Here is a 23826-nt window from a genome sequence, read left to right on the forward strand (position 1 = left end):
AAAGCCAGTGAAGCGTCAGCTTCACGAAGTGAGCCAAAATCAGCAGAAATTCTGATTTACATTTATATCTGCAGCTTAGATTCCCTTGTCTTCTTTCCACTTCCCCACCCCGCCATTCAGCTCGCTGAATGGCGACATACGACGACCAAACATAATCACATTTTAACAGAACAAGCCAATTAAAGTCGGGTATTCCGCTCATAGCTTGTACATCATTTTATTTTTCACCTTCTATTATAAAAAAATGTACTAGATAGCCTAAGCAATGCGGGATCCTGCTGGATTAATTATGGAGCCTAGGAAATATGCGAAGTTAGACCGACTTCGGACAACTTTTCCTCCTTTGGCACCAAACCTGTCTGAACTTACCTCTACTTCGGACAACTTTTCCTCTTTTGCCACCAAACCTGTCTGAACTTACCTCTACTTCGGACAACTTTTCCTCTTTTGTCATCAAACCTGTCTGAACTTACCTCTACTTCGGACAACTTTTCCTCCTTTGGCATCAAACCTGTCACAATAACGGTTTGAGTAGGAAACTGATCTTCCCGAGGTAATTTCAGTACAACATAATAAAGAAACCAGTGCATAAATCACACTGGTTCCAAGACATTTCTTCTATTATATATTCTATCGCTTACGAGTGGACTTTTCTGTCCAGGTCAGCGACCATCCGTTGGCTTTTGATATAGTCTCTTTCGCGTTTCCTTTCGACTTCCATTCTTGCGTCATGGTTCATGCTGTATACCTCATAACTAATTCCATGGGCTCCATGCATCGCTTTTTCCATTTCACTTGTGTAGTTCAGTTTTAGCTGACTAATAGTGAATCATCCCTTCGGTTTTTCGCTTTTTAAAAAGCGTTTTTTTGTTATTGCAATCGTAACACCTTTTATTTACCACTTTCAAAGCGATTAAAACCGTTAATTTTTGGATGTGATGGAATATGGGGGCCTAACGCGACTTCACCTCTGCCATTCTTAAAATACTGGCAATATCCTCCCAAATGAAGCCTTTCCTGTTATTTAACAGCCAATTCTGCTGTATGAAAAAGCTTTTACTGCTTCAAAGTATTCAATTCGGACATTGCTTCCTGGACTAATGTCACGGCCTGGCTCATTGCCGCACCGCCGCCGAATGCAGCTGTGACCCCAACCGCTTCCAGTATTTGTTCCTCAGATGCTCCTTGATCCAGGCAGCCTTTTACATGGTATATTATGCAATATTCATCCTGCGAATATAAAGAGATCCCCAGGGCAATCAACTGTTTTTCTTTTTGCGTCAAAGTGCCTTCCTGGAAACATACTTCAGTAAACGCATTATAGTGGCTTGCAAGCTCGGGCATTTTTTGCGTAAAAACGCCCAATCCTTGTTTATATTCATGAAGAGCTGCTTCTGTAGAATTCCGGGGTTCATAATGATGCTCCATTTTTCCCACTCCTATCTGCTTTTTTCTCGGTTAGTATGGTAATTTTCCTGGCGGGTTATGCGGCAAAAAGAAAAAGCAGGCTGCTCGCCTGCTTTTTCTAATGAGTTATTCTTTTACCGGTACGACTGCACCTTCATATTTTTCAAGGATGAAATCCTGGATCTCTTTTGAATGAAGCACTTCAACTAGCGCCTTGATTGCTGGTTTGTCGGCATCTCCTTCACGGACAGCAATTACGTTCACATAAGGAGAATCGCTTTCCTCGATGGCAATTGAATCGTTTAATGGGTTCAACCCTGCATCGATTGCATAGTTAGAGTTGATCAATACTGCGTCGCCTTCACCATTGTTGAAGATTTGCGGAAGCATAGCTGCTTCATACTCTGTATCAAAATCTAATTCTTTAGGATTTTCTGCAATATCATCAATTGTTGCTTTTACTTTTTCTACGCCTTCTTTAAGGGTGATCAGTCCCTCTTTTTCAAGCATTGTTAAAATACGGCCATGGTCTGCTACCGAGCTGCTCATGATGATGTGCGCTCCCTTTGGCAGGTCATCCAGTGTAGTATGTTCCTTTGAATATACACCGATAGGCTCGATATGGATGCCGCCTGCGTTTTCAAACTTATAGCCGTGCTCAGCCATTTGGGACTCTAAGTAAGGTATATGCTGGAAGTAGTTTGCATCCAGTTCTCCTCCATCAAGTGCCTGGTTTGGAACAACATAGTCGTTGAATGTCTTGATTTCCATTTCATAACCCTTTTCTTCAAGTAACGCTTTTGCTTCTTCCAAAATTTCTGCGTGAGGCACGTTCGAAGCACCTACGACGATTTTCTTGCTTTCTTCGTTGCCGCCTTCTCCAGATGTGTTATCCTCGGAAGTTCCGCAAGCTGCAAGTCCTGCTGTTAAAACTAATGCTAATAATGCTAATAACCATTTTTTCAATTCAATTCTCTCCTTTATCTCTTATCTAATTTCCTGGTGAAGAAGTCACCTGCAAACTGGATTATAAACACAATAATCAAGATAATAATTGTGGCCATTAAGGTGACATCATTTCGGCTTCTCTGGAAACCTTCAAGGTATGCCAGGTTCCCAAGACCGCCTGCGCCAATGACTCCGGCCATTGCTGTGTAACTGACTAGCGCAATCGCCGTTACCGTAATACCAGAAACCAAAGCTGGCATCGATTCTGGAAGCAGCACCTTCCAGATAATCGTCGTCGTCTTGGCACCCATGGACTTGGCTGCTTCAATGACACCTTTATCAATCTCACGCAAGCCGATTTCTACCATCCTTGCGTAAAATGGCGCCGAACCGATAATCAGAGCAGGTAGGGCAGCATTTTCCCCAATCATCGAGCCAACGATAATTTTTGTAAAAGGAATCAGAAGTACGATCAAGATAATGAATGGGATCGACCTAAAAATATTAACAACTGCGCTCAATACTAAATTGACAGGTTTATTTTCCCAAATATTTCCCGGGGATGTCAAAAAAAGCAGCAGTCCGAGGAGTGCTCCAAGGATAAAGGTAGCCACTACAGAAATGGCACTCATGTACAGTGTCTCAACTGTCGCTTCCCACATTCGGTCCCAGTTGACATTTGGAAACAATGTCTCAGCCATTCGAAATCACCTCCACGCCGACTTCATGCTGGCCGATATACTCGATTGCCCGGGCTACTTCGCCCTCTTCACCATCAAGATGGATGAACAAAGTTCCATACGAACCATCTTGTGTCTGTGAAATTTTACCCTGAACAATATTGACCGTTATTGAAAACTCACGGATCAAGTTGGTGATCAACGGCTGTTCTGTCCCTTCACCTACGAATGTGAGCTGTACAACGCGGCCATGTGGATAGCGCTCCAGTAAATGGTCAACAGTTTCTTTTGTTTCTTCAGGTTCTGTCACCTGCTGGACGAATCTTTTCGTAATCGGCTGCTGAGGATTTTTAAAGACTTCCAGTACAGGTCCTGTTTCAACAATCTTTCCGCCTTCCATTACAGCGACTCGATGGCAAATTTTCCTGATAACATGCATTTCGTGGGTGATCAGGACGATTGTCAGGCCAAGCCTTTTATTGATATCAACTAGGAGATCGAGAATTTGGTCAGTCGTCTGCGGATCAAGTGCTGAAGTTGCTTCATCCCCAAGGAGTACTTTCGGGTTATTGGCAAGCGCCCTAGCAATTCCGACCCTCTGTTTCTGGCCGCCGCTCAACTGGGACGGATAAGCATCTCCCCGGCCTTCAAGACCTACTAATGTGATCAATTCTTTTACCCGTTTCTCTCTCTCTGCTTTTGCCACTCCGGCAATTTCAAGCGGAAACTCGATATTCTCCGCTACAGTCCTTGACCATAGCAGATTGAAATGCTGGAAAATCATGCTGATTTCCTGGCGAGCCTTGCGCAGATCTGCTCCCTTAATCCTGGAAACTTCCCTTCCGGCTACCACTACAGAACCTGATGTTGGGATTTCCAGCCCATTCAGCATGCGAATCAAAGTACTTTTGCCGGCACCACTATAACCGATAACTCCATAGATTTCGCCTTCCTTGACTTCAAGGTTGACATCATCGACTGCCTTAACATCCCCCTTGTTGGAAGGATAAATCTTTCTGGCATTCTTTATCGTAATCAATTGACTCCCCCTCTTTGCAACCGAGTATTCCATACTTATTAAAACCGTTTAATTTCCCTGAAAATAAGAAGGTTATCAATCTAGTTTCCCATTCCCTAACCAAAAAAATTCAAACTCAGCAAAATCGGGCAATGGGCTCTTATCCTAAACGGGAAAATTGTACTCTTGTGATAAAATCTTTTCGGACAAGCTTTTTAGCTATAACTTTTTAAGCATTTATTCGAAAAGAACAAAATAAAAGCCTTCCTGCAAGTGAGCAGAAAGGCATAATAATAGTGGATTCCTTTCTCTCATCTGCCAAAGCGATCTGCTTTGTGTGAATTGGCACCATTTCAGCAAGCAATGCTTACTGACGGTTGCCGGGCTTCATAGGGCACTTCCCTCCACCTCTCTTGATAAGAGCACGCTATTAAATTATCTAATCGGTTTTAAGTTACGAGTGTGATTGTAGCACGGATTAAAAAAGGGTGTCAATAAAATTATTTTCAAATATTTTCTGGAAGGTTATGGATTTTAAATTCCAGCAGGGACTCCAGGTACTCCGGTCGCTTTTTCGATCGCCTGCTCCAGGTCTTCAATGATATCTTCCACATTTTCAATCCCGACGGAAAGGCGGATTAAATCCTCAGGAACCCCAGCTGCTTTAAGGCCTTCTGAATCCAGCTGCTGATGGGTTGTGCTTGCAGGATGGATGATCAGGCTTTTAGCATCGCCGACATTTGCGACATGGGACCATAATTCTAGTGAGTTGATCAGCTTTGCTCCGGCTTCCCTGCCGCCTTCAATCCCAAAAATAACTACTGACCCGGCTCCCTTTGGAAGGTAGCGGTCTGCGAGGTTTTTATCAGGATGAGACTCATGGCCAGGATAGCTTACCCAGGTAACAGCAGGATGAGACTCTAGGTAATCTACAATTTTTCGTGTATTGGCGATATGCTCCTTCATGCGTACATGTAAAGTTTCGATGCCAAGGTTAAATTGGAAGGCGCTCTGCGGACTGATTGCCGGTCCCAGGTCACGCAAAAGCTGGACTCTTGCCTTAACGATATATGCGGCAGCTCCGATTGCTTCACTATAGACAATGTTATGATAGCTGGAGTCCGGCTCATTAAAGCCTGGGAATTTAGCTGAACTCCAATCGAACTTTCCTCCATCCACAATAATCCCGCCCATGACTGTCCCGTTCCCTAACAGCCACTTGGTTGCCGAGTGGATGACGATATCAGCTCCATGGTCAATTGGCCGGCAAAGATATGGTGTCGCAAAAGTGTTATCGATGATCAGCGGCACACCTGCTTCGTGGGCAACTTCGGCAACAGCTTCAATATCCAGGATCCTGAGACTCGGATTGCCGATCGTTTCTGCATAGACTGCTTTGGTTTTCGGAGTTATTGCCCTTCGGAAATTTTCAGGATCAGCGGAATCAACCAGGTGGACTTTTATTCCATACTTCGGCAGGGTGACAGCAAATAGATTGTAGGTGCCACCATATAGATTAGCGGCAGCAACAATTTCATCGCCCGCATGCGCAATGTTCAGGATGGCCATCGTGATGGCAGACATCCCGCTCGATAAAGCGAGCGCACCTACACCGCCTTCAAGCAAAGCCACTTTTTCTTCCAGGGCAGTAACAGTCGGATTATGTATCCTTGAGTAAATATAACCCGGTTCTTTAAGTGCAAATAAATCTGCTGCATGTTCTGTATTTTCAAATTGGAATGCATTGCTCGAATAAATCGGTACAGCCCTTGCTCCGGTCACCGGGTCTGGTGACTGGCCGCCGTGTACCCCCAGCGTTTCAATCCTGTAACTCTTTTGCTCATTAGCCATCTCCATCTCTCCAATCTAAATAATTTGTCTAAAAAACAAAAACCCTCTTCCTAAGAAGAGGGTCATTTATCATCTCTCCTTATCTTTTCAGAGCAAAAACTCTGCTGGAATTAGCACCGTGTTTTCACAACCGGTTGCCGGGCTTCATGGGGCCAGTCCCTCCGCCTCTCTGGATAAGAATATTCAATTCTGTTTTTACTGCGTTAAAGTGATAATATCACGTCACAATTTACCAGTCAATATATTTAGACTATTCAGATATAAATTTATATACAGGAAGTGGTCTTGCAAGGTAAAATAACGATTCCAGTACCAATTGGGCGCGAAAAGAACAATCAGTTGTAAAATAATTCATTTTTATCCCCTGCAGCAATTTAAGATTCCCATCAAATAAGTGCTCAAAATAGGCACCCCTGCCAGACAGCGTTGCAGTTTTTCCCATATCCATGCAGGAATCACACCAGGCAACCTTGCCATCCTTAAAAGACACGTAGTAGGTGTTATCGTCTGCCTCTATTTTTAAGATTAAATCCAGTTTTGTCACTAGCTGCTGAATATGCTCTTTGTTGGGAATCTCATTCACAAACCTGTCTATTCGTTCTTGCATTCCGATCAACTCCCTCATATTACATATTCCTTGTAATTAGGGGAAAACCTGTAGAAATCCTTCGACAAATAATTCGATGAAAATTGAATTAACATCGTGAATAACATAAAAAAAGACAATACCGTGTGATATTTCGGCATTGTCTTTCATTTCCCGAGAAATAAATCCAAAGAAATACAGTAATTAAGCCGTTTTTGTATTCACTATGCCGGATTTTGGCTTATCCATCGTTTTGAAGACTACGAAGAAATAAGTTGATCCAACTAAATACAGACCAGCAGTGATAGTAAATACTGTTGCATATCCCCAATAGGAACCGTATTTCAAGACGATCCCAGTCGATACCGGCCCCATAACAGCCCAGCCGAGATTAAACACCATTTGATTCACAGAGTTGGCCAAACCCTTCATGGAATCATCAACCTTCGACATCATTAACGACATCTGGATTGGATTGCCCGCGTTCATTAGTGCCTGACGGAATAAAAAGCCTAGAGCTGCCAGCCAAAAACTCTGGGTGTACGCTGTCAGCAGCAAAAACGGAAGCGACAGAAGCTGCAACACGACCACTGCCTTCACTTCCCCAAGCCTGCGGACTACCATAGGCCCGATGATCATCGCTACAGCTGTGGCTCCCTGACCCAGTGAAATAACCAGGCCAATCAATGAATTAGAGGCCATGAACCGATCCGCAAAATAGAGGTTCAAATATGGAATGACCAATCCCGCTCCAAAGCCTATCATCAATTGTGCAACGGCAAACAGCAGAATGATTTTGAAACTGGCTTTGTGGAAGATTCCTTTTGTTTTCCCTTTCATATCGCTAGCCGATATGCGGTTTGGCCGGTCTTCCTTCAATTTCATAACCGGAATCAGAGCTGCTAAAAACAAGAACGAACCAATGATCAATGTATATCTGATACTTTCAAGTCCAGGTGCGATCATGCCGAATAAGTCTGTGAGGATACCACCCAAAAGACTTCCAATTACGTTGGCACCCGTCATCACCGCAAAGTGAATACTGAATAAATGTACGCGTTGTTCAGGCTTCGAATTCTCCGCCAGCCACGGAATAATCGACACCTGGATAAATGCGGAAGCAAGTCCTGTTCCAAATGCAAAAACAATTAATAGTGACTGACTCTCAACGATGCTCCGGGTGAATAAAATCAATCCTGTTCCGATTGCTCCATAGAGCATCAGCTTTTTCCTCCCTGCTTTATCACTAAGGATGCCTGCAGGGATAAGAACGAGAGCAGTTGCCAGCGAGGTCATGGCTATGACCTTTCCGTTTACAAGTTCATTATAGCCTAACTCCCTAATGTAAAAGTTATAGATGACCATGAAAATCCCAAGGCCAATCTGGGTCAGTATGTTCGCAATGAAGGTAAGTCGTATGTTTCGATTATAGGTTTTAATTTGTGCCGCCCATTCCTGGTATAGAGCCATTTTATTTCGCCCCTCAATTATTTCGCTAATCTAAATATAATATTTTTGGAACGATATGTAAATCTCTTTTGAAGATTCTATACAATTAGGATAGTAGCTCATCCTAGGAGGAAATATCTTTCCTATCCGGCAATATCTTCTTTTATGGGTAAAAACAAAACCCATATCTGAAATAGGCAAAAAAAAGAAAAAAACGGCAAAGCCGCTTTTTACATCAATTTAATCCTTTAAGTTTTTCATAAAGGTATGGAACAGATTGAAAGGCATAAATTTTTTCTAGCACCTCTCCCTTGTTCAACATTATCAGACATGGGACACTTTCAATCTCAAATCGTTCCGCCATCTCAGGCAGATAATTCAAGTCTGCTTTGCCTGAAGGTATTTCCGGCAGCAGCTGATCGATGACAGTAAGCATCTTTCCAGCTACCTGGCAGGTACCACACATTGGTGTGTAAAAATATAGGTATCCTGTTCTTTTTTCTTCCAGGAAGGTATCCATCTCTGATTTTGTCCATTCTTCCATCTACAGTCATCCTTTTTCTAAATACTCTGCATGAACATCGATATTTGCTCCAATTAAAACTGTAGCAAGGTGGTTTTCTGGTGCCGTCGCCACTTCCCTGTACATCCTGTCAATGTACAAATGGTTTGCCTCAGGAAACTCCCTTTTAAATTGCTTCCTCAACTTTTCCCCGGACGCATCCGCATCCACGAGGATATATACATCTTTATCGAAAAGGGAATCAATCAGTTCATCCAGCTTTGAAACACCAATCGTTCCATTCGTACAAATAATTTCAACCGGTTCATTCAGCACAGCTTGAACTTTCTTTTTGTCTGACGAGCCCTCCACTATGATCACCTTGTGATTTTCGTCCATCGTCATAACCACCTATGCACCAGAGATAATAACTACCTTACAATATTATAAACATGGATATTGAATTTGTGCTGTTATGTTCATAATTCTATTGTCACTGTTTTTAAAGGAGATTGCAAAAAATTAGACTAGCATGCTTAAAGAAAGCTTTCATGCGTGGTATAAAGAAAAACAGCGGCCTGACTGGCCGCTGTTCTGATTTGTTTAACACCAGCCGCCTTCATCACAATCAGTATACCGAGTTTCTGATTGATCCGGCACTGATACATGCTGGTAAATCTTATTCTGTTCTGCCTCATAGTGATGCTCCAATTTCATCTGCATTCCTTCTGGAAGCTCTATGGATCCAATGTGTTCGTTTTCCAGGTAAAGCTGTACCTGTCCGTTTTCTAGCTTTCCTGTCACTCTGTCCGTTATATCTAGCTTTTGTTTGTTCAGTGTCATGAGTTTCACCCTTCTTGGATAGTTGATTACTTTTAGCTTGTCCGAATTCAGGCAATGAATTGATGGAAAAAAGAAGGAGTTTCTGCCGGGGAATTATAAAACGCCTTGAATCATCAAGGCGTCGGTTTAATTTATTCTTTGATCATGTCTTCGTATTGTTCAGCTGTCATAAGCTTTTCAACTTCGCTGTTGTCAGATAGCTCAACAGTAATCATCCAAGCTTTTTCGTATGGTGATTCGTTAACAAATTCAGGGCTGTCATTTAATTCTTCGTTAATTTCCACTACCTTGCCGCTTACTGGTGCATAAAGCTCTGAAACTGTTTTTACGGACTCTACACTTCCGAATGGCTGGTCAACAGTGATTTCGTCGCCCACTTCTGGCAGTTCGACGAATACGATGTCGCCAAGTTCAGATTGCGCGAAATCCGTGATTCCGATGCGAACCTTTTCTCCCTCTACTTTTACCCATTCGTGTTCTTCAGAATAACGCAACTCTTTTGGTGCATTCATTGACTATCCCTCCAATTGTATATCTCTATCGATTAATATCGATGGGACCAAAATTACAGCCAGGCTTTTTCAAATTCTTCCTCTTTGAAGCCTACAGTTACCTTCTCCCCGTCTGTCATCAGCGGGCGTTTGATGAGCATGCCGTCAGATGCAAGCAGTTCCAGCAGCTCACTTTTTGATGCTGTCTTGATTTTGTCTTTCATCCCAAGTTCCCGGTATTTCTGGCCGCTCGTATTGAAAAATTTCTTGATCTCGAGGCCACTTTTTTCCAGCATTTCTTCAAGCTGGGATTGGGAAGGCGGGTTTTCGACAATATGTACTTCATTATAGTTTACTTCATGCTGGTCCAACCATTTCTTGGCGTTCCTGCATGTGCCGCATTTAGGGTACCAATAAAACGTCTTTGCCATATTTTTCACCACCCTTTGCTAGTATCCCAATAATAAAACCCTCTAATCGGATAGTAACATAATAAGGCTGAAAAATACTAACATTCCGTGTTTAAATTCCCCGATATTTTAAGCATCCATTACTTTATTCTACATAATTCGAAAAATTCCTTCATGAATTAAAAGGCAGTCCAAAAAAGTAAACACTCCTCCCGGAAACAGGAGAAGTGTTCATGTACATTTGATTAAACGATGAATCGCTCTGCTTCGATCAGCTTTTCAGATGCTTCACGTTTCTTCGCAATGACATTGATTGGTGTATGTCTTGTGAACTTGCGCAATGCAGAAGTCAACATGCGAAGCGCGTCGCCTTCTTCTGTTGCAACAAGAGTTTCTTTTGCGTCACGCTCGATCTCATTAAATGCTTCCTGGCAGAAGATTTGCGTGTAAAGAAGCTTTTGCTTGCTCTTTTCCACTCCATCTTTAGCGATTGCCTTTTCTGTACGAAGAACAGCAGATTCCATTGAATAAGCATTAGAGATGATGTCCGCGATATTAACGAGGATCTCCTGCTCTTTTTCCAATGCTTTGCCGAACTTTTGTGCAGCCAGGCCAGCGGCAAGCAAGCCGATTTTCTTCGCATTTTTAACAAGGTATTTCTCCTGTGCCAATGGCTCATCGCCTGGCTCTTCAGGCATTAGCATCATGAGCTCTTCCTGGAGTTGCTGAGCTTTTTGCAATAATGGAAGCTCGCCCTTCATAGCTTTGCGCAGGAATGTTCCTGGTACCAGCAGGCGGTTGATTTCGTTTGTACCTTCAAAAATACGGTTGATCCTTGAATCACGGTAAGCTCTTTCGATTTCATACTCTTGCATGAAGCCATATCCACCGTGGATCTGTACTCCTTCATCTACAACATAGTCAAGTGTTTCTGTTGCGAAGACTTTGTTCATTGAGCACTCGATCGCGTACTCAGCGATTGAGTCAGCGACTGCTTTACCATTGTTGATTTCTTCTTCAGACAACTGGTTCATTCTCTCTTCGAACAAGCCTACTGTACGGTATACAGAGCTCTCAGTTGCATAGATTTTGGAAGCCATTGTCGCAAGCTTCTCTTTTGTAAGGTTGAATTGTGAAATAGGTGTCTTGAACTGCTGGCGCTGATTAGCATACTTTACAGTCAGACCGAATGCCTGCTTGGCACCGCCAGTTGCGCCTACTCCCAACTTATAACGTCCAATGTTCAGGATATTGAAGGCGATAAGGTGACCTTTCCCTGCTTCGCCAAGAAGGTTCTCGACAGGAACTTGAGCATCTTCAAGAATCAATGTACGTGTAGAAGAGCTCTTGATCCCCATTTTCTTTTCTTCAGCACCGACTGAAACTCCTGGGTATTCTCTTTCAACGATGAAAGCTGTGAATTGTTCGCCGTCGATTTTAGCATAAACCACGAATACGTCTGCAAAGCCAGCGTTTGTGATCCATTGCTTTTCGCCGTTAAGCACATAATGAGTGCCTTCAGCATTCAGCTTAGCTGTAGTCTTCGCGCCAAGTGCGTCTGAACCTGAGCCTGGCTCTGTAAGTGCATAGGCTGCAAGCTTTTCGCCAGTCGCCAGTGCAGGAAGGTATTTTTGTTTTTGCTCTTCATTACCGAAAAGAACGATTGGCAATGAACCGATTCCTACGTGAGCACCGTGGGAGATGGAGAAACCGCCGGCAACTGCCATCTTCTCAGCGATCAAAGCTGAGCTGATTTTATCAAGGCTCAATCCGCCGTATTCTTCAGGAACGTCAGCTCCAAGAAGGCCCAGCTCTCCAGCTTCCTTCAATAGTTTCACAGTGCGGTCAAACTCGTGCTGCTCGATATATTCAACCTGAGGCAATACTTCGTTCGTTACGAAATCCTCAGTCGTTTTCGCAATCATTTTATGCTCATCTGTGTAATCCTCTGGAGTGAAAACATGGTCATAAGTTACATCTTCGATTAAGAAGCTTCCGCCTTTTACAAGCTTTTCTGTTTGGTTACCCATTTATTGTTCCTCCTATCCATTTTGGGGAGGGGCTGAGACCCCTCCATATATTGTTTTAAAGTAGTTCAAATACTCCAGCTGCGCCCATTCCACCGCCGATACACATCGTAACGACACCGAATTGTTCATTTCTGCGTTTCATTTCATGGATTACGGTTAAAGTCAGTTTCGCGCCAGTTGTTCCCAGCGGGTGGCCCAAGGCGATTGCTCCGCCGTTCACGTTGACTTTATCTTCATCAAGGCCCAGCTCACGGATGACCTGGATTGATTGTGAAGCAAATGCTTCGTTCAGTTCGAATACACCGATATCGGAAACTTGCAATCCAGCAAGCTTCAATGCTTTAGGAATCGCTACCACGGGACCGATTCCCATGATTTCAGGCGGTACTCCGCCAAGTGCGAATGACCTGAATTTAGCCAGAGGCTTCAATCCAAGAGATTCAGCCTTTTCGCGGTCCATGACCATGACTGCTGCTGCTCCGTCACTAGTCTGTGAGGAGTTCCCTGCAGTTACTGTGCCTTTAATATTGAAGGCCGGGCGCAGTTTAGCAAGTGTCTCCATGTTCGTATCAGGACGTACACCTTCATCCTGTTTGAATTGGATTGTCTTTTCAACAAGCTTATTGTCTTTTCCTACTGTACGGAGGGTTACGTCGACAGGAACGATCTCATCCTCGAATTTGCCTTCCTGGATTGCCTTTGCCGCGCGCTGATGGCTTCTAACTGCAAAAGCATCCTGATCTTCACGGGAAATACCGTACTTCTTGGCTACTTCCTCAGCTGTATGGCCCATTCCCATATAGTACTGAGGAGCACTTTCAGCCAATTTTGAATTCGGGCGTACAACATGGCCCATCATTGGAACAAGGCTCATTGATTCCGCACCACCGGCGATAATGGTGTCTGCATGCCCAAGCATGATTCTTTCTGATGCATTCGCAATCGCCTGCAGTCCTGAAGAACAATAACGATTGATTGTGATCGCCGGCACTTCATGTGACAGACCGGCAAGTGCGCCGATATTACGCGCCATATTCAAGCCCTGCTCTGCTTCTGGCATTGCACAGCCGATGATTAAATCATCAATATTCCCTTCATAATTACCTGCTCTTTTTAGCGTTTCTCTTACTACAAGAGCTCCAAGATCGTCAGGCCGGACATTAGCAAGAGTTCCCTTTTTTGCTTTTCCGACCGGTGTCCGGGCTCCGGCTACGATTACCGCTTCTCTCATCTCATTCCCTCTCTTTCCTTGGATGTTAAAATATATTTCACTGTGAAACTATCAATCTATTAGTTGCGCAATGGCTTGCCTTTTACGAGCATATGCTGCATGCGCTGCTGTGATTTCGGTTCTGCCACAAGGCTCAGGAATGCTTCTCTTTCAAGGTCAAGCAAGTATTGCTCATCTACTTCGGTTCCGTATGGCACTTTTCCGCCGGCGATGACATACGCAAGCTTCTTCGCGATTTTCAAGTCATGCTCAGAAATGTAACCTGATAGATGCATCGTTTGAGCACCCAGCAGCAGGGTTGCATATCCCGGTTCGCCTGTTACAGGAACTTTCTTCCTCACCGGTGCTTTATAGCCGCTTTCATATAAGTTCAATGCAGCCTGTTTCGCATCATATAACAAGTGATCGCTGTTAACGCTGATGCCATCTGCTTCATTCAGGAAGTTATTTTCACGTGCTTCTTCACCTGAAGTGGAGACTTTAGCCATTGCGATGGTTTCAAACACTTTATTCGCAACCTTTTGAAGGTCAAAGTCGACACCTTTTGGCAGTCCTTCAAGATGCTTGATATAAAGCTCCTTGTTTCCGCCGCCGCCAGGAATCAGGCCTACACCAGCTTCAACAAGACCCATATATGTTTCCATGGATGCCTGGATATGGGCTGCCGGCAAGCACATTTCAGCGCCCCCGCCAAGCGTCATACCAAATGGCGCAGCTACAATTGGCTTGGAGCTGTATTTGATTTTCATCGTCGTCTGCTGGAATTGGCGGACGACCATATCAAGATCCCAAATGTTATCGTCTTGAGCTTCCATCAGGATCATCGCCAGGTTCGCACCAACTGAGAAGTTCTTGCCCTGGTTGCCGATTACAAGACCCTTATAATTCTTTTCTACTTCATCGATTGCGAAGTTGATCATCTGGAGGATGTCAGGTCCGATCGAATTGCTGTGGGAGTGGAATTCCAGAAGGGCGATTCCATCTCCAAGGTCAATCAGGCTTGCGCCGCCATTCTTTTTAATGACACCCTTTTGCTTTTTCATGAGCTTCAGGTTAATTGCCTTTGGATTTTCTTCTACAGCTACGTATTCACCATTATGGTAATAGCTTAGTCTGCCATCTTCTTCTTTGTAGAATGAAGTGAAGCCTTTTTCGACCATTTCTTTTACCCATGCAGGGACGGTCTTGCCTTCTGACTCCATTTTGCTGATTGCTTTTTCGACGCCTAGTGCATCCCAAGCTTCGAACGGCCCCATTTCCCAGCCGAATCCCCACTTCATTGCACGGTCAATCGCGACGATATCATCGGCAATTGTGCCAAGCAAATCAGCTGAGTAAACAAGCACAGGGCTGAAAATATTCCATAAAAGCTCACCGCGCGGTCTTTGCTATAAACAAGCGCTTTCATTTTATTGGCAAGGCCTTTTTCCTGCTTCGCCATTTCAGTAGACGCTGTCTTTAATTTTTGTCGTGGACCATATTCCAAAGTCTGTGGATCAAGTTCAAGGATTTCCTTGCCCTGTTTCAGGAAGAATCCCTGCCCTGACTTGCTTCCAAGCCAGCCGTTTTCAAGCATCTTCTTCATGAACTCAGGTACTTCAAAGACTTCCTTTTCTTCCCCATCAACCTGGTCATACACGTTTTTCGCAACATGTGCGAAAGTATCAAGACCAACTACATCCAGCGTACGGAATGTTGCGCTCTTAGGGCGGCCGATCATTGGGCCAGTTACAGAATCAACTTCACCAACACTATAGCCGCCTTTCACCATTTCTCTTACTGTTACGAGCAATCCGTAAGTACCGATTCGGTTTGCGATGAAGTTAGGTGTATCCTTCGCTTCAACGACACCTTTGCCTAGCTGGTCTTCACCGAAAGTCTTCACGAATGAAAGGACTTCAGGGTCCGTATCTTTAGTAGGGATCACTTCAAGCAGCTTCAGATAACGCGGCGGGTTGAAGAAATGCGTGCCCAGGAAGTGCTTTCTGAAATCTTCGGAACGCCCTTCTGCCATTGCCTCGACAGAAATTCCAGACGTGTTGGAGCTAATGATGCTTCCCTGCTTGCGGTATTTATCTACATCAGTGAAAACTTTCTTTTTAATATCAAGGTTTTCAACTACTACTTCAATTACCCAGTCGACATCCTTGAGTTTTTCCATATCATCTTCGAAATTGCCTGCTTCAATTAGAGCAAGATTCTTTTTGGAGGCTAAGGGTGCTGGCTTTTGCTTCAATAACTTCTGCAGTGCTCCTGCACTGATCCGATTGCGCACCTGCTTGTCATCAAGTGTCAGGCCTTTCGCTTTTTCCTGTTCCGTTAATTCCCGAGGTACAATATCCAGCAGCAATGTCGGAATTCCGATGTTTGCCAGATGTGCGGCAATCCCTGATCCCATGACACCTGAACCAAGCACCGCTGCCTTTTGAATTTGTCGCATCAAATTTGTCTCCCCCTTTGACTCTTTTTGAATGAATACTCATTCATTTTTGCACCAAAAAAAATATGCATATAAATGAGCTCTGTTAATTACTACTATAAAATATTTAAAAAATTTCCGCAATAATAAGGTGCGGAAAAAAGAAAATTTTTTGAATCTTTATTCCTCATGCTTATTTCTCCTCACTTGGGCACTCTATAAAGGCAGTACTTTTATCATTGAAAACACGGAGGTATGAACATGGCTAGATTGAAAAAGGACCCATCCAAAGCTGGCGTCAGCGCTGCCAGTGTAAAAGGAGATGCAGGCCCATCTATGAGTAAGGGCGGCGAAAGAAAGCAGAACAGCCAGAACAGCCAGTATAAAAAGTAATCAAAAACCGTCCAATCTAATAAAAACAGGCTGACAAATTTGTCAGCCTGCTGATCATTATTTCTTTAACATTCCTTTTAAAACAAATGCCACGTTTGCCGGACGCTCTGCAAGGCGGCGCATGAAGTAACCGTACCAGTCTGTTCCGAATGGGACATAAACGCGCATCGTATAGCCTTCTTCGGCAAGCTGAAGCTGCCTTTCCGGCATGATTCCAAACAGCATCTGGAATTCGAACTGGCTTTTCGGAATATTGTTTGCCTTCGCGAATTCCTTCGTGAAGTTGATGATATTGTCATCGTGTGAAGCAACAGCAGTATAGTTGCCGTTCAACAGATGCATCTTGATGATTTTCTTGAAATTTTCATCTACATCCTTCTTCTCAGGGAAAGCCACTTCCGGTGACTCTTTGTAAGCTCCCTTTACAAGGCGGAGGTTTGGAGAATATTGATTCAAATCCTCAATATCTTTTTCAGTTCTATATAAATAAGCCTGGATGACCGTGCCGATGTTGTCATATTCAGACTTCAGCTGCTTAAAGATATCCAGAGTCCTCTGGCAGCGCTCGTAGTCCTCCATGTCGATCGTCACAAACACATTGTTCTCCTTGGCAGTATCCATGATCCGGCGCATATTGTTCATGACAACCCTGTCAGAAATATCAAAGCCGAGCGAAGTCATTTTGACACTCATCTGGGCATTCAGTTTTTCGCGGCCAATGGCTTTTATCATTGCAATCGAGTTTTCGGCTCTCTCATTCGCTTCTTTTTCATTGTCGACGAATTCGCCAAGGAAATCGACAGTTGCTGCAAGGTTCTTGCTGTTCAGCTGTTTGATGACTTCCACCGACTGCTCGACCGTCTCGCCGGAAACGAAGCGTTTTGCCCCTAGACGAAGGCCGTATTTCTTGGCCATCTTCGTAAAAAATTTATTTTTCGATAGAAAAAGAAAGAAGTTCCTCATTAATTGTTCCATAGCTTTTCCTCCCCTTAATGAAAACGATTACAATACCCTTTAAAAAAATTGCTTCATCTATATCTATTTTGCAAAATTATTTTATCACTTTTTATTAGCTTTGAATATTACTTTCGTAGGAAAATGTTCTTTTTTGACGAATCTTGTCCTGCATACTTTATTTCGGCCCGGGAACGATAATATCCGTAGGAATGAACTTAAAAACAGGAGGTTCTAATATGCAGCAGCAAAACATGAATTTTCAAGGCCAGCAGCAAGGGATCATGCAGACGCCGCCGTCCGTTGTTTCGACTAAAGATTCTTTATACTTAACAGATATGCTTTCATGGAATTTACTTGCCATGAAAAAAGCACATTTTTTTGCCCAACAGTGCCAGGACCAGGAACTGAAAATGGAAATCGAAAAGTGCGGACAAATGCACCAGAGACATTACCAGAAAATCCTTACGCACTTGAACAGCCCGCAAAACCAGACATATTCCCAAACGCCAGGAATGCAATAATCGAACTAGACAGGAGGAAAAAGCGGATGAACCAGAACCAAAATCAGCAGAAAATCCAAAATCCAGAAACTCAAGTCCAGAAGACACCGCAGATGAATGACCGTGATTTCATCAATGATATTTTAACGACCGAAAAATACATGACTCAGGGCTATGATACTGCTCTTAATGAATTAAGCCATGACCAGCTTTACCAGGATGTACTAGCAATTTATACTGAAACAGCCAACGCCCAGCGCAGCCTTTATAACCTGATGTTCAAGAAAGGCTGGTATGGTGTGGAAGCGGCAGACGCGCAAAAGCTTCAGCAGTCACACCAGCAATTCCAGGGATACTCAAATCAATTCCCATATGGCGGACAGCAGCTTCAATAATGGAAGCTGTCTTTATGAAGGAGCCGGGCTTGTTCGCCCGGTTCTTATTTTTGTCGGACATTTTTTAGGGAATTCCTCTTGGTTTTGTTCGATAAGACACTTCTAACGGACACTTTTCTGAGAGTTTCTCTTAGTTTTGTCCAATACAGCCCTTCTAACGGACACTTTTCTGGGAATTCCTCTTGGTTTTGTCCAATACAGCCCTTCTAACGGACACTTTTCTGGGAATTCCTCTTGGTTTTGTCCAATAGAGACCTTCTAACGGACACTTTTCTATGAGTTTCTCTTAGTTTTGTCCAATAGAGACCTTCTAACGGACACTTCTCTGAGAGTTTCACTTAGTTTTGTCCGATAGAGCTCTTCTAATGGACACTTTCCAAATACGTCCTCTTGGTTTTGTCCGATAGCAAAAAAACAGACAAAAAAACCACCTCGCTAAGAGATGGTTCTTCGTTATTTCTGGCGGTTTTGCTCATTTAGTTCTTTTACTTCTGCGATAACGTTTTTAATCTGTTCCTTGGCATCCGGATATTCTGCATTCCAGTGCTTTGCCAGCGGAGGCATCGACTTGGCGATATGGCTGTACAATATCCATGTTTTTACCTTCTCGATATTTTCAGCTGAGCCTTCACCGACCAAGAGTTCTGTGTATTTTTCCAGCAATCCATCGATTTGTTCTGTGAAATTTTTATCCATTTAAACACTCCTTTGTTTTAAAATCCGCATGTCCGTGGACAGGTTTTGCAATAACTGCCCTTTTCCTTTAGCAGATAGCTGTAACAACAGGTTTTTCGTATCCTGATATAAGAATCAGCCTCTTCCTGATAGACTGGTTCACTGTAGTACCTGGCGATCGGGTTATTGTGATAGCGTCCGAACAACTTCCCGGGGGCAGACTTGATGAGAAAGGAGAAGTCATCTTCGGCTCTAATCTTCACCTCGTGATCCTCGGTCTGGCTTAATATCTTTTCATAGAGCCAAAAAATATAAACTGCGACATTTTCCCATAAGATCAATTTTGAGATTTTAGCAGAATTTGAGATGGCATCCATGACCGGAAACAGATTATCCACAAACAAATGCCTGACTGCTTCCTTCCTCCACTCTTCCCGCTGCCCCGAAGGACACACGTCTGTACTTTTATTTTTCAGATAAAACTCAGGCAGCCAAAGACCATCCTTTATGGCATCTGCCAGGATAATATTCTCCGGTGAAACATCCAGCCTTTTGTTAAAAGCCGTCATGGAGTAAAGATACAGGACGGCTAGAAAGGCATGCCGTTTCATGAAAACGGATGCCGCCGTTTTAGCATCCGGAGCCTTCAGCCCTTCATTGAACCTTTCCAGGTAAACGCCCATTTCCGATTCATCCGTAAATGGCCTGAAATCAATTTGAATGTCCTTATCAGGCTCGGAAACGACAAAACGATAGTTGGCGAGAATACCGATTTCAGCTGCCGTCAGTTCCGCCTTCATACGGGAGCTCCCACTTTGTCCCTGATGATACGGCGCCCTTTTCCATGCGGAATGCAAAGCGGCGTGCCGAATAGCGGGTCGATGGTCACTTCACAATCCATCCCAAAAACATGCTTCACAAGACCGCAGTTAATGACAACTTCTGGCTTTCCCTGGTCAAAAATCTTCTGATCCTTGATCGCGACGATATTATGCGCATATCGGCAGGCAAGATTCAGGTCATGCAGTACCATGACAATCGTTCTGCCCTCGTTCTCATTCAATTCAAAAAGAAGATCGAGAATCTCAATTTGATGAGTCATATCCAGATAGGTTGTCGGCTCATCGAGGAGGATGATGTCCGTATCCTGCGCAAGTGTCATCGCAATCCAGGCACGCTGACGCTGTCCCCCGGATAGAGAATCGACTGTGCGGTCCTTCAGGTGGTCAATCCCTGTTGCCTTCAAAGCGTTTTCCACACTTCTTTCATCCTCTTCCGACCATTGCTTCAGCCAGGTCTGGTAAGGATATCTTCCCTGTTTTACAAGCTGCATGACAGTCAAGCCTTCCGGTGCTAAGGGGGACTGGGGCAAGATGGCCATTTTACGGGCGACTTCCTTCGTTGACAGCTTGGAGATCGACTCGCCTTCCAGGAGAATCGCTCCTGCCTGCGGCTTTAGCAGCCTGGCAATTGACCGGAGCAAGGTCGATTTTCCGCAGCCATTTCCTCCGATAAAAACAGTAATCTCCCCTTTGGGAATACTTATGTCTAATTCATTTATGATAATGGAATCTCCATAGGAAAGCGTCAGTTTCTCCGTTTCAATTGCCTGTTTCATGTCGATTCCCCTTTCTGTCAGGTTTAAGAATTTCTAGTTTTGTATAGCAGGTAAATAAAATAAGGTGCGCCGATTCCGGCAGTGAAAACGCCCGCAGGGACCTCTAAGGGCGAAAACATTGTTCGTCCGATCAAATCAGCCAGCATGACCAAGATCCCGCCAATTATCGCTGATACTGGCAAAAGTGCCCCGAATGCTGAGCCGACGAGCCTTCTCGCCATATGCGGAGCCATCAGGCCAACGAAACCGATTCCTCCGGCAAAAGCGACCGAACTGGCAATCAATGCCGTGCTGACAAGCAGCAGTACGAACCGCTGTCTCTGCACATGGCCGCCGACACCTGTGGCTATATCTTCCCCAAGCTCCTGAACATTGACATTCCTTGCAAAAATAAATGCAATCAATAGCATGATGACTGTCCATGGAACAAGCACGGCGACATTACTCCAGGTGGATCCATAGACCGTTCCCGTAATCCAGATATTCGCCTGGCTTGCGCGATAAATCGGGCCCATGATCATCATCAATGTGGTCAACGCCTGCATCATCGCGGATATCCCGATGCCAATCAATACAAGGCGCACAGGCGATACACCATTTTTCCAGGAGAGAAAGTAAACAAGGAAAGCTACAATGGAGGCACCCGCAAAAGCTGCTACCGGCATCCATTCTATGCTCACCGTCAGTGCATTATTATCTCCGCTAAAAATTGCCAGGAATCCGACAACTGCCACTGCTGCGCCACCAGTGATCCCGAGGATATCAGGTGAAGCAAGCGGGTTCCTGATCATCCCCTGCAGGATTCCACCGGCTACGGCCAAACTGATGCCAACCATCAGGGCGACGATGATTCTCGGCAAGCGGAAGGATTGCACGACCAGTCTCTCCATATCGCTTCCGCCGCCAAAAAACACCGCAATTACGCTCAATGGGCTTATCGCCATATCGCCCATGCCCGTGCTGATGACAAATACGGCTATTGCCACCAACAGCAGCCCCAAAAAGATTCCTGCTGCCTTTTTATCTATCAAGAAAGATACTTTATCTTCAAAAACCCTTAGACTTCTATACTGGCTCATTTTCCGTTGAACCCCTTTCTCGCTATATAAATGAAAAATGGAGTTCCGATCATCGCTGTCATGACGCCGACAGGGATTTCCTGAGGCATCAGCACGTATCGGGCAGCGATATCCGCTGCTAATAAAAGCATTCCTCCAAAAATTGCCGAGAAAGGTATCACCCAGCGGTGGTCAATGCCGACTACCGCCCTAGTCAAATGTGGAATGACAATCCCGATAAACCCAATTGGTCCGGCTACAGCCACAGCTCCGCCAGATAAAAGGACAATGATGATGCCTGCACCGAGCTTTACAAAGCCAGTATTCAAACCGAGACCTTTCGCAACATCTTCCCCCATGGACAGCACGTTCATTTTCGAAGAAATTAAAATTGCTGCCAGCCACCCAAAACCTAAATAAGGAAGAACACTGACAAGCGTTTCCAGTTTGCGTCCCTGTACTGAGCCAGCAAGCCAGTAGAGTACCTGCTCAAGAGCCGCCTCATCAAGAACAAGAAGCCCCTGGGTGAAGGAGGAAAACATTGCTGTCATCGCTGCGCCAGCAAGAGTCAGTTTCATTGGAGTCAATCCTTCACGTCCGGCTGAGCCAATCACATAGACACTGACTGCTGCCACGGCTGCACCCAGGAAGGAAATCCACGCAAAGGCTTGGAGGCTGCCGACTGAAAAAATAGTCACAGCCACGACTACTGCAAATCCGGCTCCGGCATTCACACCAAAAATCCCAGGTGAAGCGAGCGGATTTTTCGTTAACGTCTGCATCAGGACACCGGCAATCGCCAGGCTCGCACCGACAGCAGCCGCAATCAGCGCCCGCGGAAGCCGGACGGATTGAATGATGATATGTTCATTGGAACCATCATAATCGGTGAACGCATTGAAAGCTGTTCCCCATGATGTATCGGTATAACCGTAAACGATACTTGCACATATTAAAAATAAGATAAAGATGATGGCCGCTACTAGACCGATCCATCTTTGGCCATTGGATTTCAGAAGCATGCTGGTTACCTTTCTTTCTGCCGGGAATACTGTTATCTATTCTTTCTTCTCAATAGCATTGATCACAGCTAATAAAAGTATTTTAAAAAGTTGCTTATGTTGTTAATTTAACATTACGTGAAAAAAAGTTCCTTTTCACCAGTTCGGCTGACAAGTTCACAAAATCGTCAATGATGATGAAAATCATTATCAATTAGTGTTGACATCCTACTCAATTGCATTTTATCATAAGGATGCAGTAATTGAAAACGATTATCAATAACAATCTAGGAGGACCTACATATGAAAGTTACAAAACATTTACTGGCTCTTATCAGCATCTTCACCGTCCTGCTTTTGGCAGCATGCGGCAGCAACGAAGATGATGCAAAGAATACAGCAGAAGCACCAAAGGAAAAGGAAGAAGGATACACAGTTGAACATGCAATGGGTGAGACCACCTTGGAAAAGACTCCAGAAAAGGTTGTCATCCTGACAAATGAAGGTACCGAAGCACTTCTTGCGCTTGGAGTCACTCCAGTCGGTGCAGTCCAGTCATGGACAGGCGACCCTTGGTATGAGCATATTGCTGAGGATATGAAAGATGTGGAAGTCGTTGGTGTTGAGAGTCAGGTTAATGTAGAAGCCATCGCTGCGCTTCAGCCAGACCTGATCATTGGCAATAAAATGCGCCAGGAAGATATTTATGAACAGCTTAAAGCAATCGCACCTACTGTTTTCGCAGAGGACCTTCGCGGAAATTGGAAGAACAACTTCGAACTTTACGCAAAAGCTGTAAACAAAGAGGAAAAAGGCAAGGAAGTCCTTGCTGCATATGACCAGCGTATCGAAGACTTTAAAGAAAAGCTTGGAGATAAGTTAGATACAAAAGTATCGATGGTCCGCTTCATGGCGGGCGATGTACGTATTTACCACAAAGATTCATTCTCAGGTGTTATCCTTGAACAAATTGGCCTTGCTCGTCCAGAAAGCCAGGATAAAGAAGACTTTGCCGAAAAAGGTGTAACAAAGGAAAGAATCCCGGCAATGGATGGAGATATCCTCTTCTACTTCACATATGATGAAGGTGACGGCAAAGCAACTGAAGTCGAAAAGGAATGGATTGAAGACCCGTTATTCCAAAACCTTGAGGTAGCGAAAAAAGGTGAAGTCCACAAAGTGGATGATGCCATCTGGAATACAGCTGGCGGCGTCATGGCAGCCAACCTTATGCTCGATGATCTTGAAAAACATATGTTGAAATAGGCTCTTTTCTCAAAAATTTTACGAAAGCAGCCATAAAATAAAATCCCCCCAAGATTTTATTTAACTAATCCCCCTTCCCCATATATATTACAGAAAAA

24 protein-coding genes, 1 pseudogene and 2 riboswitches are annotated in these 23826 nt (G+C 44.2%); of the genes and pseudogenes, 4 read left to right on the forward strand and 21 right to left on the reverse strand.

Annotated features, from left to right (window positions below):
* Positions 1-1056: 1056 nt before the first annotated feature.
* The 15 genes and pseudogenes from FOF60_RS20810 to FOF60_RS20880 form a co-directional block, all read right to left on the reverse strand.
* Positions 1057-1428 (reverse strand): carboxymuconolactone decarboxylase family protein, encoded by a 372-nt coding sequence (locus FOF60_RS20810; protein WP_192470129.1) that lies wholly within the window; start codon positions 1426-1428, stop codon positions 1057-1059.
* 105 nt (positions 1429-1533) lie between these two features.
* Positions 1534-2373, reverse strand: coding sequence for a MetQ/NlpA family ABC transporter substrate-binding protein (locus FOF60_RS20815; RefSeq protein WP_192470128.1), 840 nt, complete (start codon positions 2371-2373; stop codon positions 1534-1536).
* Positions 2374-2387: 14 nt separating this feature from the next.
* On the reverse strand, positions 2388-3056 hold the full coding sequence (locus tag FOF60_RS20820) for a methionine ABC transporter permease (RefSeq protein WP_192470127.1): 669 nt from the start codon (positions 3054-3056) through the stop codon (positions 2388-2390).
* Positions 3049-4107 (reverse strand): methionine ABC transporter ATP-binding protein, encoded by a 1059-nt coding sequence (locus FOF60_RS20825; RefSeq protein WP_192470126.1) that lies wholly within the window; start codon positions 4105-4107, stop codon positions 3049-3051. The genes FOF60_RS20820 and FOF60_RS20825 overlap by 8 nt, the downstream gene beginning before the upstream one ends.
* A gap of 254 nt (positions 4108-4361) precedes the next feature.
* Positions 4362-4476: riboswitch (SAM riboswitch) on the reverse strand.
* A gap of 111 nt (positions 4477-4587) precedes the next feature.
* A complete protein-coding gene (locus FOF60_RS20830; protein ID WP_192470125.1) occupies positions 4588-5904 on the reverse strand; it encodes an O-acetylhomoserine aminocarboxypropyltransferase/cysteine synthase family protein in 1317 nt (438 codons plus the stop codon).
* 76 nt (positions 5905-5980) lie between these two features.
* A riboswitch (SAM riboswitch) is annotated at positions 5981-6084 on the reverse strand.
* 70 nt (positions 6085-6154) lie between these two features.
* Positions 6155-6511: a hypothetical protein gene (locus tag FOF60_RS20835; protein WP_192470124.1), complete on the reverse strand. Its 357-nt coding sequence runs from the start codon at positions 6509-6511 to the stop codon at positions 6155-6157.
* A 183-nt stretch (positions 6512-6694) separates the two neighbouring features.
* Positions 6695-7960: an MFS transporter gene (locus FOF60_RS20840; RefSeq protein ID WP_192470123.1), complete on the reverse strand. Its 1266-nt coding sequence runs from the start codon at positions 7958-7960 to the stop codon at positions 6695-6697.
* A 214-nt stretch (positions 7961-8174) separates the two neighbouring features.
* Positions 8175-8483: a thioredoxin family protein gene (locus FOF60_RS20845; RefSeq protein ID WP_192470122.1), complete on the reverse strand. Its 309-nt coding sequence runs from the start codon at positions 8481-8483 to the stop codon at positions 8175-8177.
* Between the two features lie 6 nt (positions 8484-8489).
* Positions 8490-8846 (reverse strand): toprim domain-containing protein, encoded by a 357-nt coding sequence (locus FOF60_RS20850; protein WP_192470121.1) that lies wholly within the window; start codon positions 8844-8846, stop codon positions 8490-8492.
* A 198-nt stretch (positions 8847-9044) separates the two neighbouring features.
* On the reverse strand, positions 9045-9284 hold the full coding sequence (locus tag FOF60_RS20855) for a YusG family protein (protein ID WP_192470120.1): 240 nt from the start codon (positions 9282-9284) through the stop codon (positions 9045-9047).
* A 131-nt stretch (positions 9285-9415) separates the two neighbouring features.
* Entirely contained in the window at positions 9416-9796 is a 381-nt protein-coding gene (gene gcvH / locus FOF60_RS20860; protein WP_192470119.1) for a glycine cleavage system protein GcvH, read from the reverse strand.
* Between the two features lie 53 nt (positions 9797-9849).
* Complete coding sequence (locus FOF60_RS20865) at positions 9850-10206, reverse strand: arsenate reductase family protein (protein ID WP_192470118.1); 357 nt, start codon at positions 10204-10206, stop codon at positions 9850-9852.
* A gap of 224 nt (positions 10207-10430) precedes the next feature.
* Complete coding sequence (locus tag FOF60_RS20870) at positions 10431-12215, reverse strand: acyl-CoA dehydrogenase family protein (RefSeq protein ID WP_102264237.1); 1785 nt, start codon at positions 12213-12215, stop codon at positions 10431-10433.
* A gap of 55 nt (positions 12216-12270) precedes the next feature.
* Positions 12271-13446 (reverse strand): acetyl-CoA C-acetyltransferase, encoded by a 1176-nt coding sequence (locus FOF60_RS20875; RefSeq protein WP_192470117.1) that lies wholly within the window; start codon positions 13444-13446, stop codon positions 12271-12273.
* A 59-nt stretch (positions 13447-13505) separates the two neighbouring features.
* Positions 13506-15886, reverse strand: a pseudogene (locus tag FOF60_RS20880) (3-hydroxyacyl-CoA dehydrogenase NAD-binding domain-containing protein).
* Positions 15887-16126: 240 nt separating this feature from the next.
* Here FOF60_RS20880 and FOF60_RS20885 point away from each other — a divergent pair.
* Positions 16127-16258, forward strand: coding sequence for a YuzL family protein (locus FOF60_RS20885; RefSeq protein ID WP_192470116.1), 132 nt, complete (start codon positions 16127-16129; stop codon positions 16256-16258).
* A 57-nt stretch (positions 16259-16315) separates the two neighbouring features.
* Here the strand turns inward: FOF60_RS20885 and FOF60_RS20890 are convergent, their stop codons facing one another.
* Positions 16316-17233: a proline dehydrogenase family protein gene (locus FOF60_RS20890; protein WP_192470115.1), complete on the reverse strand. Its 918-nt coding sequence runs from the start codon at positions 17231-17233 to the stop codon at positions 16316-16318.
* Positions 17234-17451: 218 nt separating this feature from the next.
* Between FOF60_RS20890 and FOF60_RS20895 the strand changes: the two genes are divergently transcribed.
* Positions 17452-17736 carry a hypothetical protein gene (locus FOF60_RS20895; protein WP_192470114.1) on the forward strand — a complete coding sequence of 95 codons (285 nt, stop codon included), beginning with the start codon at positions 17452-17454 and terminating at the stop codon, positions 17734-17736.
* A gap of 26 nt (positions 17737-17762) precedes the next feature.
* Positions 17763-18110, forward strand: a complete 348-nt coding sequence (locus FOF60_RS20900; protein WP_192470113.1) for a spore coat protein — start codon at positions 17763-17765, stop codon at positions 18108-18110.
* A 453-nt stretch (positions 18111-18563) separates the two neighbouring features.
* On the opposite strand, the gene FOF60_RS20905 is transcribed toward FOF60_RS20900, so the two are convergent.
* The 5 genes from FOF60_RS20905 to FOF60_RS20925 are packed head-to-tail and all read right to left on the reverse strand — an operon-like array spanning position 18564 to position 22483.
* Positions 18564-18806, reverse strand: a complete 243-nt coding sequence (locus FOF60_RS20905) for a YusU family protein (RefSeq protein ID WP_192470112.1) — start codon at positions 18804-18806, stop codon at positions 18564-18566.
* A 17-nt stretch (positions 18807-18823) separates the two neighbouring features.
* Positions 18824-19585, reverse strand: coding sequence for an IucA/IucC family C-terminal-domain containing protein (locus FOF60_RS20910; RefSeq protein ID WP_192470185.1), 762 nt, complete (start codon positions 19583-19585; stop codon positions 18824-18826).
* Complete coding sequence (locus FOF60_RS20915; RefSeq protein WP_192470111.1) at positions 19582-20403, reverse strand: ABC transporter ATP-binding protein; 822 nt, start codon at positions 20401-20403, stop codon at positions 19582-19584. Before FOF60_RS20915 ends, FOF60_RS20910 begins: the two co-directional genes overlap by 4 nt.
* 23 nt (positions 20404-20426) lie before the next feature.
* Positions 20427-21482, reverse strand: coding sequence for a FecCD family ABC transporter permease (locus tag FOF60_RS20920; RefSeq protein ID WP_192470110.1), 1056 nt, complete (start codon positions 21480-21482; stop codon positions 20427-20429).
* On the reverse strand, positions 21479-22483 hold the full coding sequence (locus FOF60_RS20925; protein ID WP_192470109.1) for a FecCD family ABC transporter permease: 1005 nt from the start codon (positions 22481-22483) through the stop codon (positions 21479-21481). Before FOF60_RS20925 ends, FOF60_RS20920 begins: the two co-directional genes overlap by 4 nt.
* Positions 22484-22765: 282 nt before the next feature.
* On the opposite strand from FOF60_RS20925, the gene FOF60_RS20930 reads away from it, so the two are divergent.
* Positions 22766-23728 (forward strand): ABC transporter substrate-binding protein, encoded by a 963-nt coding sequence (locus FOF60_RS20930; RefSeq protein WP_192470108.1) that lies wholly within the window; start codon positions 22766-22768, stop codon positions 23726-23728.
* The last annotated feature ends 98 nt before the right edge of the window (positions 23729-23826 follow it).

Origin of the sequence: Mesobacillus jeotgali (assembly GCF_014856545.2) — a bacterium.
In the GTDB taxonomy this organism is placed as follows: domain Bacteria; phylum Bacillota; class Bacilli; order Bacillales; family Cytobacillaceae; genus Mesobacillus.

Excerpts from the sequence above, each read along its gene's own strand:
- FOF60_RS20810 (WP_192470129.1), bottom strand. The coding sequence starts at position 1,428 with ATGGAGCATCATTATGAACCCCGGAATTCTACAGAAGCAGCTCTTCAT.
- FOF60_RS20820 (WP_192470127.1), bottom strand. The coding sequence starts at position 3,056 with ATGGCTGAGACATTGTTTCCAAATGTCAACTGGGACCGAATGTGGGAA.
- FOF60_RS20825 (WP_192470126.1), bottom strand. The coding sequence starts at position 4,107 with ATGGAATACTCGGTTGCAAAGAGGGGGAGTCAATTGATTACGATAAAG.
- FOF60_RS20830 (WP_192470125.1), bottom strand. The coding sequence starts at position 5,904 with ATGGCTAATGAGCAAAAGAGTTACAGGATTGAAACGCTGGGGGTACAC.
- FOF60_RS20835 (WP_192470124.1), bottom strand. The coding sequence starts at position 6,511 with ATGCAAGAACGAATAGACAGGTTTGTGAATGAGATTCCCAACAAAGAG.
- FOF60_RS20840 (WP_192470123.1), bottom strand. The coding sequence starts at position 7,960 with ATGGCTCTATACCAGGAATGGGCGGCACAAATTAAAACCTATAATCGA.
- FOF60_RS20845 (WP_192470122.1), bottom strand. The coding sequence starts at position 8,483 with ATGGAAGAATGGACAAAATCAGAGATGGATACCTTCCTGGAAGAAAAA.
- FOF60_RS20850 (WP_192470121.1), bottom strand. The coding sequence starts at position 8,846 with ATGACGATGGACGAAAATCACAAGGTGATCATAGTGGAGGGCTCGTCA.
- FOF60_RS20855 (WP_192470120.1), bottom strand. The coding sequence starts at position 9,284 with ATGACACTGAACAAACAAAAGCTAGATATAACGGACAGAGTGACAGGA.
- gcvH (WP_192470119.1), bottom strand. The coding sequence starts at position 9,796 with ATGAATGCACCAAAAGAGTTGCGTTATTCTGAAGAACACGAATGGGTA.
- FOF60_RS20865 (WP_192470118.1), bottom strand. The coding sequence starts at position 10,206 with ATGGCAAAGACGTTTTATTGGTACCCTAAATGCGGCACATGCAGGAAC.
- FOF60_RS20870 (WP_102264237.1), bottom strand. The coding sequence starts at position 12,215 with ATGGGTAACCAAACAGAAAAGCTTGTAAAAGGCGGAAGCTTCTTAATC.
- FOF60_RS20875 (WP_192470117.1), bottom strand. The coding sequence starts at position 13,446 with ATGAGAGAAGCGGTAATCGTAGCCGGAGCCCGGACACCGGTCGGAAAA.
- FOF60_RS20885 (WP_192470116.1), top strand. The coding sequence starts at position 16,127 with ATGGCTAGATTGAAAAAGGACCCATCCAAAGCTGGCGTCAGCGCTGCC.
- FOF60_RS20890 (WP_192470115.1), bottom strand. The coding sequence starts at position 17,233 with ATGGAACAATTAATGAGGAACTTCTTTCTTTTTCTATCGAAAAATAAA.
- FOF60_RS20895 (WP_192470114.1), top strand. The coding sequence starts at position 17,452 with ATGCAGCAGCAAAACATGAATTTTCAAGGCCAGCAGCAAGGGATCATG.
- FOF60_RS20900 (WP_192470113.1), top strand. The coding sequence starts at position 17,763 with ATGAACCAGAACCAAAATCAGCAGAAAATCCAAAATCCAGAAACTCAA.
- FOF60_RS20905 (WP_192470112.1), bottom strand. The coding sequence starts at position 18,806 with ATGGATAAAAATTTCACAGAACAAATCGATGGATTGCTGGAAAAATAC.
- FOF60_RS20910 (WP_192470185.1), bottom strand. The coding sequence starts at position 19,585 with ATGAAGGCGGAACTGACGGCAGCTGAAATCGGTATTCTCGCCAACTAT.
- FOF60_RS20915 (WP_192470111.1), bottom strand. The coding sequence starts at position 20,403 with ATGAAACAGGCAATTGAAACGGAGAAACTGACGCTTTCCTATGGAGAT.
- FOF60_RS20920 (WP_192470110.1), bottom strand. The coding sequence starts at position 21,482 with ATGAGCCAGTATAGAAGTCTAAGGGTTTTTGAAGATAAAGTATCTTTC.
- FOF60_RS20925 (WP_192470109.1), bottom strand. The coding sequence starts at position 22,483 with ATGCTTCTGAAATCCAATGGCCAAAGATGGATCGGTCTAGTAGCGGCC.
- FOF60_RS20930 (WP_192470108.1), top strand. The coding sequence starts at position 22,766 with ATGAAAGTTACAAAACATTTACTGGCTCTTATCAGCATCTTCACCGTC.